This window comes from Mycobacterium sp. (assembly GCF_049281135.1).
Lineage (GTDB): Bacteria > Actinomycetota > Actinomycetes > Mycobacteriales > Mycobacteriaceae > Mycobacterium.
Map to the genome: position 1 here is coordinate 1 of NZ_JBAPRN010000814.1, position 13,170 is coordinate 13,170.

Consider the following 13,170-nt stretch of genomic DNA (forward strand, 5'->3'; position numbering starts at 1 on the left):
AGCGCGGACCGGGCGGCGCCGGCCGCGGGGCCGTCGCCGTCGGCCACGCGGGCCAACTCGCGATGACGATCCGATCCGCCGCTGCTCACCTCTTCCAGGCTAGGCCAAACGCAGAAAGCCCCCGACACGCCTGGGCGTGCGGGGGCTTTCGCGTGCGATCAGCCCTTGCGGGTCTTGACTGCCTCGGTGAGCTGCGGCGCGACCTTGAACAGGTCGCCGACCACACCGTAGTCGGCGATCTCGAAGATCGGCGCCTCTTCGTCCTTGTTGACTGCGACGATCGTCTTCGAGGTCTGCATGCCGGCGCGGTGCTGGATCGCTCCGGAGATGCCCAGCGCGATGTACAGCTGCGGTGAGACGGTCTTACCGGTCTGGCCCACCTGGAACTGACCGGGGTAATAGCCGGAGTCCACCGCGGCGCGGGATGCGCCGACCGCGGCGCCCAGCGAGTCGGCCAATTCCTCGACCACGCTGAATTTCTCGGCACTGCCGACACCACGACCACCGGACACCACGATGGTGGCTTCGGCAAGCTCCGGACGGTCGCCGGCGACCGCGGGCTCCCGATTGGTGACCTTCGCGGCATTCTCGGCGGGCGCGGGTACCTCGACGGTGACCTTTTCGCCTGCGCCGTCGGACGGTTCGGCGTCGATCGCTCCGGCCCGCACGCTGATCACCGGGGTGTCGCCGTTGGCCTGTGCCTCGACGGTGAACGCGCCACCGAAGATGGAGTGGATGCCCTTGGGTCCGGCCTCGACACCGACCACGTCGACCAACAGGCCCGACCCGATCCGGGCGGCGAGCCGGCCCGCGATCTCCTTGCCGTCGGCGCTGGAAGCCAGCAAAACGGCGGCCGGGCTGGCGGATTCGGCCAGCGCGGCAAGCACGTCGACGGAAGGGGTGATCAGGTAGCTCTCCGCCGCGTCGGACTCGGCGACGTAGATCTTGGCGGCACCGGCCGACTTCAAGCCGTCGACCAGCGGTTCGGCCGTGCCCGGCTTACCCACCACGACGGCGGCGGGCTCACCCAAAACGCGTGCCGCGGTGATCAATTCTGAGCTGACCTTCTTCAAAGCGCCATCAGCGTGCTCAACGAGCACAAGTACTTCAGCCATGAGTTATTCCGTGTCTTTCGGTTCGGGATTCAAGTCTTAGATGATCTTCTGACCGACCAGGTACTTCGCAATGTCGTTGCCGCCCTCGCCCTCGTCAGTGACCTTCTCACCGGCAGTCTTAGGCGGCTTGGGGGTGGACTCCAGCACCTTGGAGCCGGCGTTCTCCAGGCCGACCTCGTCGGCCTCGACACCGATCTCGGCCAGCGTCAGCTTGGTGACTTCCTTCTTCTTGGCGGCCATGATGCCTTTGAAGGAGGGGAACCGCGGCTCGTTGATCTTCTCGTTGACGCTCACCACGGCCGGCAGCGTGGCCTCGATGGTGAACACGCCATCGTCGGTTTCCCGCTCGCCGGTGACCTTGTCGCCGTCCAGCGACAGCTTGCGCAGGTGGGTCAACTGGGGCAGGCCCAGGTATTCGGCGATGATGGCCGGCACGGCGCCGCCGGTGCCGTCGGTGGCCTCGTTGCCGGCGATCACCAGCTCGGTGCCCTCGATGGTGCCCAGCGCGCGCGCCAGCGCCCAGCCGGTCTGGACGACGTCGGAGCCGTGCAGGCCGTCGTCGAGCAAGTGGACGGCCTTGTCGGCGCCCATGGACAGCGCCTTGCGAATCGCCTCAGTCGCCCGCTCGGGACCCGCGGTCAGCAGGGTCACCGACCCCTCTTTGCCGTCGGCAGCTTCCTTCTCGCGGATCAGCAACGCCTCTTCGACGGCGCGCTCGTTGATCTCGTCCAGCACGGCGTCGGCGGCCTCGCGGTCCAGTGTCCAATCGCCGTCTTTGAGTTTGCGCTCTGACCAGGTGTCCGGGACCTGCTTGATCAGGACCACGATGTTCGTCATGAGAGTGGCTTGTCCTCCTCGAGTGAGTCCCGCAGCCGTAAGCGACAGGACTTAGGTCACGTCTTGTGCGCCCCGCACCCGCATGTTACTGACCGGTAACTTTGCACGGTTCGCTCTCACACCATAGCGGGTCGTCCTGCAGGTTCTTAGCCCACATGCCTCCGCTGGCGGCCGGAGCACTGCCCCGCACGCGGGACAGCCTGTAGTGAAGCATTCGCGAACCCGTCGTCACGCGTTAGCCTGCCTATCAAATGAGCGCATTCATCCCCGATGTTCCCCACGCACCCGCCGATGCCGTTCTGCCGTTGACCGGTGAACGCACCATCCCGGGTCTCGACGTGGAGAATTACTGGTTTCGCCGCCACGAGGTGGTCTACCAGCGGTTGGCACAGCATTGTGCGGATCGCGAGGTGCTGGAAGCGGGCTGTGGGGAAGGCTATGGCGCCGACCTGATCGCAGGGGTCGCACGCCGGGTGATCGCGCTGGACTACGACGAGGCCACCGTCGCGCACGTGCGGGCCCGTTACCCGCGGGTGGAGGTCATCCACGGCAACCTCGCCGAGTTGCCGCTGCCCGATCACTCGGTCGACATCGTGGTCAACTTCCAGGTCATCGAGCACCTGTGGGATCAGCCACAGTTCGTCCGCGAATGCTTCAGGGTGCTGCGGCCCAGCGGGCGGCTGATGGTGTCGACCCCCAACCGGATCACGTTCTCCCCCGGGCGCGACACCCCGATCAATCCGTTCCACACTCGCGAGCTCAATGCGCACGAGCTGACGGAGCTTTTGCGCGACGCCGGCTTTACGTCGGTATTGATGAGCGGTGTGTTCCACGGGCCGCGGCTGGCCGAGATGGACGCCCGGCACGGCGGCTCGATCATCGACGCCCAGATCGCGCGCGCCGTCGCCGATGCGCCCTGGCCGGACCAACTGCTGGCCGATGTCGCCGCGGTCACCGTCGCCGACTTCGACGTCGTCGAGGCTGCGACGGGGCCGGCACATCACATCGATGACAGCCTGGACCTGGTGGCAATTGCGGTGCGCCCGTGACACCGTCACCGTCGACCAGGGAGCCGGTGCCCGGGCTGTTCACTCTGGTGCTGCACACCCATTTGCCATGGCTGGCCCATCACGGCCGCTGGCCGGTCGGCGAGGAATGGCTCTACCAGTCGTGGGCGGCGTCCTATCTGCCGCTGTTGCGGGTACTACGCAGACTGGCCGATGAGGACCGGCAGCGGCTGATCACGCTGGGTGTCACTCCGGTCGTGATGGCGCAGCTCGATGACCCGTATTGCCTTGACGGGATGCATCATTGGCTGGCCAACTGGCATTTGCGTGCCGCCGAGGCTGCCAGCGTGCGCCCCGGCGACGGGCCAGACACATCGCCCGCATCAGCACCGGAGGCATTGCGCGCCTTCGGAATTCGTGAGCTCGCCGAAACCGCGGAGGCGCTCGAGGATTTCACCACGTACTGGCGCCACGGCGCCAGCCCACTGCTGCGGGGCCTGATCGACGCGGGCACGGTCGAATTACTGGGCGGACCCCTCGCGCATCCGTTCCAGCCGCTACTGAACCCGCGGCTGCGCGAATTCGCACTGCGCGAGGGTCTGGAAGACGCCCGGCAGCGATTGGCGCACAAGCCAATTGGCATCTGGGCGCCCGAATGCGCCTACGCCCCCGGAATGGAGCACGACTATGCCGCGGCCGGAGTCGGCCACTTCATGGTCGACGGCCCGTCGCTGCATGGTGACACCGCGCTGGGCCGACCGGTCGCCGACTCGAACGTCATCGCATTCGGGCGCGACCTGCAGGTCAGCTACCGGGTGTGGTCGCCGAAATCCGGCTATCCCGGCCACGCCGCCTACCGTGATTTCCACACCTACGACCACCGCACCGGTTTGAAGCCGGCCCGCGTCACCGGGCGCAACGTGCCCTCGCAGAAGAAGTTGCCGTACGAGCCCGACCGTGCCGATCGCGCAATCGACAGCCACGTCGCCGATTTCGTCGAGATGGTCCGCGGCCGACTCCTGTCCGAATCCGCGCGCATCGGGCGACCTGCCCACGTGGTCGCCGCATTCGACACCGAATTGTTCGGTCACTGGTGGTACGAGGGCCCGGTATGGCTGGAACGGGTGCTGCGGGCACTGCCGGAAGCCGGTGTGCGCTTGGGCACGCTGAGCGACGCCGTGAGCGCGGGCCTCGTCGGAGATTCCGTTGAATTACCGCCCAGCTCTTGGGGTTCCGGCAAGGACTGGCAAGTGTGGTCCGGCGACAAAGTGGCCGACCTGGTGCAACTCAACGCCGAAGTCGTCGACACCGCGCTGTCCACCGTCGACAAGGCGCTGGCCCAGACCGCGACGTTGGACGGCCCGATCCCCCGCGACCACATCGCCGACCAGATATTGCGCGAGACGCTGCTCACCGTTTCCAGCGATTGGCCGTTCATGGTGAGCAAGGACTCCGCGGCGGACTACGCCCGCTACCGGGCGCATCTGCATGCCCACGCCACCCGCGAGATCGCAGGTGCGCTGGCTTCGGGCCGCCGCGAAGTCGCACAGCGCCTGGCCGACGGCTGGAACCGGGCCGACGGCCTGTTCGGTGCGCTGGATGCACGAAGGTTGCCGCGATGAGAATCCTGATGGTGTCCTGGGAGTACCCGCCGGTGGTGATCGGTGGACTCGGCCGGCACGTCCATCACTTGTCGACCGCACTCGCCGCCGCCGGCCACGACGTCGTGGTGTTGTCGCGGCGACCCACGGGCACCGACCCGAGCACCCACCCGTCCTCGGATGAGATCAACGAGCGCGTCCGGGTCGTCGCCGCCGCGCAGGACCCGCATGAGTTCTCCTTCGGCAACGACATGATGGCCTGGACGCTGGCCATGGGCCACGCGATGGTTCGGGCGGGGTTGTCGCTGAAAGACCGGCGCCGCGACCGCGCGTGGAAACCCGAGGTGGTGCACGCGCATGACTGGCTGGTCGCCCATCCGGCGATCGCGCTGGCCGAGTTTTACGACGTGCCAATGGTTTCCACCATCCACGCGACCGAGGCCGGCCGTCACTCGGGCTGGGTGTCGGGATCACTGAGCAGACAGGTACACGCGGTCGAGTCGTGGCTGGTGCGCGAATCCGACTCGCTGATCACCTGTTCGGCATCGATGAGCGAGGAGATCACCGAGCTGTTCGGCCCCGGCCTGGCCGAGACCACGGTGATCCGCAACGGAATCGAGGCGGCGCGATGGCCGTTCGCGCGCCGCAGGCCCCGCACCGGACCGCCGGAGCTGTTATACGTGGGCCGGCTGGAATACGAGAAGGGCGTGCACGAGGCGATCGCCGCGCTGCCACGCATCCGGCGGGCCTACCCCGGCGCCGCCCTCACCGTCGCCGGTGAAGGCACCCAGCAGGACTGGCTCGTCGAGCAGGCTCGTAAACATCGAGTACTCAAGGCAACTCACTTCGTCGGGCGACTCGACCATGACGACCTGCTGGCCGCCCTGCATCGCGCCGACGCCGCCGTGCTACCCAGCCATTACGAGCCGTTCGGGCTGGCGGCGCTCGAAGCCGCGGCCGCGGGCACCCCATTGGTGACGTCGAACATAGGCGGCTTGGGCGAGGCGGTTATCAACGGCGAGACCGGGATGTCGTGTCCGCCACGCGATGTGACTCGGCTGGCCAAGGCGGTCATCGCCGTGCTCGACGATCCGGCGGCCGCGCAACGCCGGGCCAAAGCCGCGCGGCAACGACTGACCGCGGATTTCGACTGGCACACGGTGGCCGACGAGACGGCGCAGGTGTACCTGGCGGCCAAACGCCGGGAACGCCAGCCGCTGCCTCGGCTGCCCATCGTCGAGCACGCGCTGCCGGATCGCTAGATAACCCGCCGTCCGATGCGCAGGTACCGTCGGCGCAATGGGACTTGTGTATTCGAGCGTGATCGACGCACCGATCTACGAGGTGTTCGACTGGCATGCCCGACCTGGCGCGTTCACTCGGCTCACGCCGCCGTGGTCGCCGATGAAGTTGATCACCGAAGCTGATTCGCTGGAGCACGGGCGCGCCGAACTCGGCCTGCCGGGTGGTCTGCGCTGGGTGGCCGATCACCAACCGGACGGCTACGACCCGCCCCGCCGCTTCGTCGACGCCATCGGCGCCGACGGCCTGGCGTCGTTGCCGGCCAAGCTGGCTGTGCGGTGGCGGCATACCCACGACTTCGAAGAGGTCGCCGGCGATCGGACCCGGCTGACCGACCGGGTTGAGACTCCTGTCCCCGCCGTCGCGCTGCGGTCGATGTTCCGTTACCGGCACCGCCAGTTGGCCGACGACCTCGCCGTACACCGGCATGCGGCCGAGCATGGATTGACCCCGATCACCGTCGCCATCACCGGCGCCTCCGGGTTGGTTGGCTCGCAGTTGGCCGCCTTCCTGTCCACCGGCGGCCACCGGGTGATCCGGCTGGTCCGGCGCCCGGCTACCAAATCCGCTGAACGCCAATGGAATCCAGAGAGCCCGGATCCGGGTCTGCTGACCGGCATGGACGCCGTCATCCACCTTGCGGGCGAGTCGATCGCGGGTCGCTTCACCGATGAACACCGCTCCGCGATCCGCGACAGCCGGATCGGCCCGACGCGCCGGTTGGCTGAGCTGATCGCGCAATCGAGTGACGGGCCCAAGGTGCTGATCAGCGCGTCGGCCATCGGCTTTTACGGCTACGACCGGGGCGAGGAGGCGCTGACCGAGGACAGCGAACGCGGTGACGGGTTCTTGGCCGACGTGGTCGCGGACTGGGAAAACGCAACGGCCCCGGCCGAGCAGGCCGGAACGCGGGTGGTGCGGGTGCGCACCGGGATCGTGCAGTCCCCCGCTGGTGGGACACTTCGGCTGTTCCGTCCGCTGTTCTCTGCCGGGCTCGGCGGCCGACTCGGCAGCGGCCGACAGTGGCTGTCCTGGATCGGGATCGACGATCTGGTCGACGTCTATCACCGCGGGCTGTGGGACACCGACTTGTCCGGGCCGGTCAACGCGGTTGCTCCCGAACCGGTCCGCAACGCCGACTACACCCGGACACTGGCCCACGTTCTGCATCGCCCGGCGTTGTTGCCGGTACCGGCGTTGGGGCCGCGGGTGTTACTCGGCGAGCAGGGTGCGCGGGAACTGGCGTGTGCCAATCAACGGGTGCTGCCGACGCGGTTGGTGCAGGCAGATCACCGATTCCGCGGCCCTGACCTCGAGCAGACCCTGCGGCACCTACTTGGCCACGCGCCGGCGTAGTACCGGCGCTAGAGTCCGCGGGGTGCCGACCGGACGGCGGCGATCGCCTCGGCGTCGCCGCCGAACTCGACCCGCACGGCATCGCGGCCCGCGACGAAGAGCAACAGCTCCTGCGGGTCGCCGGTCACCGTCACCGCATCGCCGCGACCCACCCGGGCGATCCGTTCGCCGGCGGGTGTCCGCAGTTCGACCCGCGCGGGCAGCCTGCTCAGCATCATCCGGCTCATCAGTCCGAGCTGCCGACGCAGCGGCGCGGCGATGGATGCGTCGAGCACTCTGGGCTGCCAGCCGTCGATGGCTCGGCGCACGTCCTCGTGATGAATGAACATCTCGCCGAGGTTCGCGACCGAATCGAGCAGCTTGAACGGTGAATAGATCGGCGGACCGGATGACACCAGCTCGACCAGGTCATCCCAGCCGGTCGACTGCGCAACCTTGTTCTGCACCTTCTCGGTATAGCCGGCGAGGAAAGGAAGAGTGATGCCCGGCGTCGCATCGAGACGCCGTTCCCGCACGACCAGGTGAGCGGCCAGATCGCGGGTTTTCCAACCTGCGCACAGGGTCGGCGCGTCGGGCCCTACCTGGCGAAACGTGCTCACGAGTGCGCTTCGTTCACGCTGCGCTGCGGTCATCAGCGCCACTCCTTCGCATCGCTTAGTCCCCCTCGCCGCTCCGCGGCTGGAGGCGCCCCCACCGCATCGTCGTCGGCGCGGGTCATGGACCCACCCTAGGCGAGATATCGCTGGCGAGGCGGCCAGATGTTCAGTAAGTTAAACTTTCAAGTTGTGAAGTTAATCTAGGGGGCGGGCGTGTTTGTCTTCGTCGTTTGGGAGGTATAGCCCGTGAGTCTGGGTCGTACGGGTTGGTTGCGACCCGATCCTTCGAGAGGGGGTTCGGTGGGTGAGGTGCGTGCGCTGTCGTTAGCGCCATCCGCGCAGCCTGCCGAGCGCGACCCGCAATCCTGGTCAGATCCCGCGCAGTTCGACGCATGGCGAATCGGGTTGCGCCGCAAGGTCTTGACGCATCTGGCCGAGTTCGTTACCGGCCGCTGCGCTGCCGAACTCGATGAGTCAGGGGTGGAAGTGGCCGGCGACGTGTTGGTGAAATTCGTTGCGGGCGGCAAATGTCTGCGCTCGACTTACATGTATCTGGGCTGGCTGGCCGGCGCCCAGGACAGCGACGAGGCGCTGTTCGCCGCGGCCGGATTGGAGTTGCTGCACGCGTTCGCGCTGCTGCAGGACGACGTGATGGATGCTGCCTCGTCGCGCCGCGGTCGTCCCGCCGCGCACATCCAATTCAGCCAATGGCATCGAAATCGGCAGTTGTCCGGCGCGGCGGAGCGATTCGGCGAATCGGCGGCGATCCTGCTGGGCGATCTCTGTCTGATCTGGGCCGAACAGATGCTGCGCGAAAGCGGCGTCGATCTTCGCCGTCTGCAGCAGGCCTGGCCGCGTTACGACGCCATGCGCACCGAACTCGCACTCGGCCAATTCGCTGATCTGGCAAGCGATATCCGCGACCTGCCGTCGATGGATACCGTGCTGGAGGTCGCGCGGCGCAAATCGGGCAACTACACCGTGCGTCGGCCGCTGGAGATCGGCGCGGCGATGAGCGGGTGCAGCGATCGGACCATCTGCGGCCTGGGCCGCTACGGCGAAGCGGTGGGCGAAGCATTCCAGCTGCGCGACGACCTGTTGGGGGTCTTCGGCGCCGAGGCGGTGACCGGCAAGCCAAGTGGCCAAGATCTCATCGAACGCAAGGCCACCAGCGTGGTGATCGCCGCACACGACCTGGCCGATCCGCCGACCCGCCGGCAGCTCACCGAGCTGATGAACACCGGCGATCTCGACGACAATGCCCTCGAGCGTTGGCGTACGTTGATTGTTACGACAGGCGCTGTGCAGAGGATCGAAGACATGATCAGCAGCCGGGTCTCGTCCGCGCTCAATGAGCTCGACGATCTTCGGATCGGCGAGCCGGTGCGGGCCGGGTTGGCGAACATGGCTGCCGTCTGCTCGGAGCGCACCGAATGAGAACCGTAGCGGGGCCGAACAGCCGGGTGGTCGTGGTCGGCGCCGGTCTGGCCGGGCTGTCCGCGGCGCTGCATCTGGCCGGGCGCGGCCGTGAGGTCACGGTGGTCGAACGAGAAGACTGGCCCGGCGGACGTGCCGGACGCCTCGACGTCGGCGGCTATCAGCTCGACACCGGGCCGACCGTACTGACGATGCCCGACATCATCGATGACACCTTTGCCGCGGTCGGCGAAAACCGTTCGGCCCGACTGGATTTGATGACGGTGAATCCGGCTTACCGTGCGCAGTTCGCCGACGGTAGCAGTCTGGACGTGCACAGCGACGCCGACCTCATGGCGGACACCATCCGGGAATTCGCCGGCGCCAAAGAGGCCGCGGGCTATCGGAAGCTGCGCGATTGGCTGACCCGGCTCTACCAGACCGAGTTCAACGGCTTCATCGCCGAGAACTTCGATTCCCCGCTATCGCTGGTTAATCCGCAACTGGCCCGATTGACGGCACTCGGTGGGTTCCGCAAGTGGGACACCATGGTCAATCGGCACATCTCCGACCATCGGTTGCGGCGCGTCTTCACCTTCCAATCGCTGTACGCCGGCGTGGCGCCGAAGAAGGCCCTTGCGGTGTATGCGGTGATCGCCTATATGGACACCATCTCGGGTGTTTACTTTCCGCGTGGCGGCATGCGGGCCTTGCCCGACGCGCTGGCCGCGGCCGCCACCGATGCCGGAGTCCGCTTCGTCTACGGCGCCACGGTCACCGGCCTGGAGCGCACCGGCAGCCGCGTGGCAGCCGTACGGACCGACACCGATCAGTGCGTCGCCTGCGACGCCGTGGTGCTGACCACCGAGCTGCCGACCACCTACCGCCTGCTAGGCCGCGAACCTCGTCGCATCGGACGTCTTCGGCCGGCACCGTCGGCCGTTGTCGCGCACATCGGCCGACGCCAGGCGCCGTCGCCGGATCACTCACTGGCACACCACAACATCGTCTTCGGCGAGGACTGGGACCAGACCTTCACCGACATCATCCGTGACGGCAGGCTGATGCAAGATCCGTCCCTGCTCGTCACCAGGCCCACGGCCAGCGACCCCAGCCTGGCGCCCCGCGGCAGCGAGCTGTTCTACGTGCTCGCCCCGGCGCCGAACCTCACCCACGGTGTGGTCGACTGGTCGCACCTCGGCGACAGCTACACCGAGCAGCTCATCGACACCGTTGGCGCGCGGCTTATTCCGGGCTTTCGCGATGGCGCCGAGGTGCTGCACGTCGTCAACCCAGAGGACTGGGCCCGTCAGGGGATGATCGCGGGCACCCCGTTCGCACTGGCCCACACGTTCGCCCAGACCGGGCCGTTCCGTCCGGCCAACACGGTGCGGGGCATCGACAATGCCGTGCTGGCCGGGTCGTCGACCGTCCCCGGCGTCGGGGTCCCCACCGCGATGATCTCCGGGCGACTGGCCGCCGACCGCATCACCGACATCGTCGACGGGTCGAAGCGAACGGTCGTTGCGAAAGCTGGTCGCTCGTGATCCGCACCGAGTTGACCGCGGCCGGCATCGAAGATCCTGACCTGCGCGGTGCCTACCGGCGCTGTCGCACCCTCAACGCAGCCCACGGCCGCACCTTCTTTCTGGCCACCCGACTCCTGGCGCCCGATCAGCGCCCGCCGATCCATGCGCTCTACGGCTTCGCCCGTTACGCCGACGACATTCTCGACGATTTCGATCCGGCCCTGGACACGCCGACCCGGGCGGCCCGGCTCCGGGAGTTGTCCGACGACTTCTTTTCCGGTGACGAACACCCGGTCAACCCGGTGCTGGCCGCCGTGCGCCACACCGCACGGCGTTACGCCATCGGCGACGACCTGTTCGACGACTTCCTGAACTCGATGCGGATGGACCTGACGATCACCGACTATCCGGACCGGCCCGCGCTCAACCTCTACATGAAGGGTTCGGCGGAAGCGATTGGCCTGCAAGTGCTTCCGATACTGGGCACGGTCGGCCCGGCTGACGAGGCCGCTCCGCACGCGGCGGCGTTGGGCAGAGCCTTCCAGCTGACGAATTTCTTGCGGGACATCGACGAAGACCTGATGCGGCAACGTGTCTACCTGCCGGCCGATGAATTGGCGGCCCACGGTGTCAACCGCGACGTGCTGATGTGGTGCCACCACAATCGCCGGACCGATGGCCGGGTCCGCAACGCGTTGGCCGATCAGCACAATGTCGCGCGCCAGGTGTACCGCTACGCCGCAGACGGTGTCGCGATGCTGGAACCACGGTCACGGCCCTGCGTCGCGACCGCGCTGACGCTGTACTCGGAAATCCTTGACCGCATCGAGGACTGCGACTTTGCGGTGTTCAGCCAGCGCGCGACCGTCGGCAACGGCCGACGACTGCGCGTCGCCGGCGCCGGCCTGTTGCGTTCATGGCGAGCCCGGCTGACGCACCCGGCTGCATCGGACGGTCGCAGATCCGGTGTGGCGTAGTGGATCACTGGCAGTATCTCATCGTTCTGGCGGCCTGCCTGGCGATCACCTTGCCGCTGGAGACCTTTCGCCCCGGCGTCTACCGTCATCTGTTGCGGGCCGCGCGCGCAGTGCTACCCGTCGCCGCCGTTTTCGTACTCTGGGATGAGGTGGCTATCGGCGCCCACCTGTGGACGTACAACCCGGCATACGTCACCGGCGTGAATATCCCGTTTCGGATGCCGATCGAGGAGGTGCTGTTCTTTTTGGTGATTCCGTTGTGCGCCTTGCTGACCTACAACGCGGTGAGCGCCATCCTCAATCGGGTCAACCGCCGATGACCGTCGGCGACGACGCAGAGCGCAGCGATGCTGAGGAGCGGCGCAGATGACGGGCCTCGGTTACACCGCCCCCGCCGTCGTGGCGGCGCTTGCCGTCGGTGTGCTGGAGTTGACGGTATTGCGCACCGGGCTTTTTCGGCGCCCGGCCTACTGGCTGTCCATGCTGATCGTGATCGGTTTCCAGATTCTGGTCGACGGCTGGTTGACCAAGCTGAGTGCCCCGATCGTGGTGTACGACAATCGGCAAACCAGCGGCATCCGCTTTCCGTTCGATATACCGATCGAAGACTTCTTCTTCGGCTTCGCATTGGTAACCGCGGTCCTACTGCTATGGGAACGACAACGTGAACGTCGGTAACACCGGTCTGCCCCGCGCTGAAGTGCCGGCCGCTTTTGACGTGGGCGCGCACGCCTACGATCGACTCGTCGGCGCCAGTCCGGGATACCATGCCCACCTTCGCCTTTCGGCACAGCGATTGCTGCTGCCCGATCACGGCCGCGGGCTGCGGTTGCTCGACGCCGGCTGCGGCACCGGCGCGTCCACGGCGGCGCTGCTGAGTGTCGCCCCACATGCCGAGATCACCGCGATCGACGCGTCGGGGGGAATGCTCGACGAAGCGAAGAACAAATCGTGGCCTTCGTCGGTCCAGTTCGTGCACACGCCCGTGGAAGGCCTGGCCGAGAACGGAATCGTCGGCCCGTTCGACGGGATCCTGGCCGCGTATTTGATCCGCAATCTGTCCGATCCCGACACCCAGCTGCAGGCGCTGCGCAACCTGTTGGCGCCCGGCGCCACGCTGGCGGTGCACGACTACTCGGTACGCGACTCGCGGGCCGCGACCCTGGTGTGGCACGCGGTCTGCTGGAGCATCATCATTCCCTCCGGCTGGCTGCACACCGGGGACGCGACACTGTACAAGCATTTGTGGCGCAGCGTGGTGACATTCGACGGCGCAACGCAATTCCGGCAGCGACTGCGCGACGCGGGCTTCACCGCGGTGCGCAGCGAGACCATGCCGGGTTGGGAGACCCAGATAGCGCACACGTTCCTCGGAGATGCGCCGTGACCACCGATCGCCGTCGCCGCACCTTTCCGGCGGCACCGGGCCTGAAC

13 protein-coding genes are annotated in these 13,170 nt (G+C 67.2%); 10 read left to right on the forward strand and 3 right to left on the reverse strand.

All coding sequences use genetic code 11. From position 1 onward, the window contains the following. Nucleotides 1-158 precede the first annotated feature (158 nt). Together WAN02_RS32290 and WAN02_RS32295 are read right to left on the reverse strand one after the other, a co-directional pair. Nucleotides 159-1,115, reverse strand: coding sequence for an electron transfer flavoprotein subunit alpha/FixB family protein (locus WAN02_RS32290; protein WP_422269430.1), 957 nt, complete (start codon nt 1,113-1,115; stop codon nt 159-161). Nucleotides 1,116-1,151: 36 nt separating this feature from the next. Then, nucleotides 1,152-1,952, reverse strand: a complete 801-nt coding sequence (locus WAN02_RS32295; protein ID WP_422269431.1) for an electron transfer flavoprotein subunit beta/FixA family protein — start codon at nt 1,950-1,952, stop codon at nt 1,152-1,154. 251 nt (nt 1,953-2,203) lie between these two features. Between WAN02_RS32295 and WAN02_RS32300 the strand changes: the two genes are divergently transcribed. The 4 genes from WAN02_RS32300 to WAN02_RS32315 are packed head-to-tail and all read left to right on the forward strand — an operon-like array spanning nt 2,204 to nt 7,218. Continuing rightward, nucleotides 2,204-3,001, forward strand: coding sequence for a class I SAM-dependent methyltransferase (locus WAN02_RS32300; RefSeq protein WP_422269432.1), 798 nt, complete (start codon nt 2,204-2,206; stop codon nt 2,999-3,001). Continuing rightward, nucleotides 2,998-4,581, forward strand: coding sequence for a 1,4-alpha-glucan branching protein domain-containing protein (locus WAN02_RS32305; RefSeq protein WP_422269433.1), 1,584 nt, complete (start codon nt 2,998-3,000; stop codon nt 4,579-4,581). Before WAN02_RS32300 ends, WAN02_RS32305 begins: the two co-directional genes overlap by 4 nt. Further along, nucleotides 4,578-5,822 (forward strand): glycosyltransferase family 4 protein, encoded by a 1,245-nt coding sequence (locus WAN02_RS32310; RefSeq protein ID WP_422269434.1) that lies wholly within the window; start codon nt 4,578-4,580, stop codon nt 5,820-5,822. The genes WAN02_RS32305 and WAN02_RS32310 overlap by 4 nt, the downstream gene beginning before the upstream one ends. Before the next feature lie 37 nt (nt 5,823-5,859). Next, the gene (locus WAN02_RS32315; RefSeq protein WP_422269435.1) at nt 5,860-7,218 is read left to right on the forward strand and encodes a TIGR01777 family oxidoreductase; all 1,359 of its coding nucleotides are present in this window, start codon (nt 5,860-5,862) and stop codon (nt 7,216-7,218) included. Nucleotides 7,219-7,226: 8 nt separating this feature from the next. Here the strand turns inward: WAN02_RS32315 and WAN02_RS32320 are convergent, their stop codons facing one another. Further along, the gene (locus WAN02_RS32320) at nt 7,227-7,850 is read right to left on the reverse strand and encodes a TIGR03085 family metal-binding protein (protein WP_422269436.1); all 624 of its coding nucleotides are present in this window, start codon (nt 7,848-7,850) and stop codon (nt 7,227-7,229) included. Nucleotides 7,851-8,114: 264 nt separating this feature from the next. Here WAN02_RS32320 and WAN02_RS32325 point away from each other — a divergent pair, with 264 nt between their 5' ends. Genes WAN02_RS32325 through WAN02_RS32350 form a run of 6 tightly spaced genes read left to right on the forward strand, consistent with a single transcriptional unit; the run spans nt 8,115 to nt 13,123 of the window. Next, entirely contained in the window at nt 8,115-9,251 is a 1,137-nt protein-coding gene (locus WAN02_RS32325; protein ID WP_422269437.1) for a polyprenyl synthetase family protein, read from the forward strand. Next, the gene (gene crtI, locus WAN02_RS32330; protein ID WP_422269438.1) at nt 9,248-10,777 is read left to right on the forward strand and encodes a phytoene desaturase family protein; all 1,530 of its coding nucleotides are present in this window, start codon (nt 9,248-9,250) and stop codon (nt 10,775-10,777) included. Before WAN02_RS32325 ends, crtI begins: the two co-directional genes overlap by 4 nt. Continuing rightward, entirely contained in the window at nt 10,774-11,736 is a 963-nt protein-coding gene (locus tag WAN02_RS32335; protein ID WP_422269439.1) for a phytoene/squalene synthase family protein, read from the forward strand. The genes crtI and WAN02_RS32335 overlap by 4 nt, the downstream gene beginning before the upstream one ends. Continuing rightward, on the forward strand, nt 11,736-12,056 hold the full coding sequence (locus WAN02_RS32340) for a lycopene cyclase domain-containing protein (RefSeq protein WP_422269440.1): 321 nt from the start codon (nt 11,736-11,738) through the stop codon (nt 12,054-12,056). Before WAN02_RS32335 ends, WAN02_RS32340 begins: the two co-directional genes overlap by 1 nt. A 46-nt stretch (nt 12,057-12,102) precedes the next feature. Next, entirely contained in the window at nt 12,103-12,414 is a 312-nt protein-coding gene (locus WAN02_RS32345; RefSeq protein ID WP_422269441.1) for a lycopene cyclase domain-containing protein, read from the forward strand. Further along, a complete protein-coding gene (locus tag WAN02_RS32350) occupies nt 12,401-13,123 on the forward strand; it encodes a class I SAM-dependent DNA methyltransferase (RefSeq protein ID WP_422269442.1) in 723 nt (240 codons plus the stop codon). Before WAN02_RS32345 ends, WAN02_RS32350 begins: the two co-directional genes overlap by 14 nt. The last annotated feature ends 47 nt before the right edge of the window (nt 13,124-13,170 follow it).

Bases quoted from the DNA above. Each gene is read 5' to 3' on its own strand.
- WAN02_RS32290 (WP_422269430.1), bottom strand. From the start codon at position 1,115: ATGGCTGAAGTACTTGTGCTCGTTGAGCACGCTGATGGCGCTTTGAAG.
- WAN02_RS32295 (WP_422269431.1), bottom strand. From the start codon at position 1,952: ATGACGAACATCGTGGTCCTGATCAAGCAGGTCCCGGACACCTGGTCA.
- WAN02_RS32300 (WP_422269432.1), top strand. From the start codon at position 2,204: ATGAGCGCATTCATCCCCGATGTTCCCCACGCACCCGCCGATGCCGTT.
- WAN02_RS32310 (WP_422269434.1), top strand. From the start codon at position 4,578: ATGAGAATCCTGATGGTGTCCTGGGAGTACCCGCCGGTGGTGATCGGT.
- WAN02_RS32315 (WP_422269435.1), top strand. From the start codon at position 5,860: ATGGGACTTGTGTATTCGAGCGTGATCGACGCACCGATCTACGAGGTG.
- WAN02_RS32320 (WP_422269436.1), bottom strand. From the start codon at position 7,850: ATGACCGCAGCGCAGCGTGAACGAAGCGCACTCGTGAGCACGTTTCGC.
- crtI (WP_422269438.1), top strand. From the start codon at position 9,248: ATGAGAACCGTAGCGGGGCCGAACAGCCGGGTGGTCGTGGTCGGCGCC.
- WAN02_RS32345 (WP_422269441.1), top strand. From the start codon at position 12,103: ATGACGGGCCTCGGTTACACCGCCCCCGCCGTCGTGGCGGCGCTTGCC.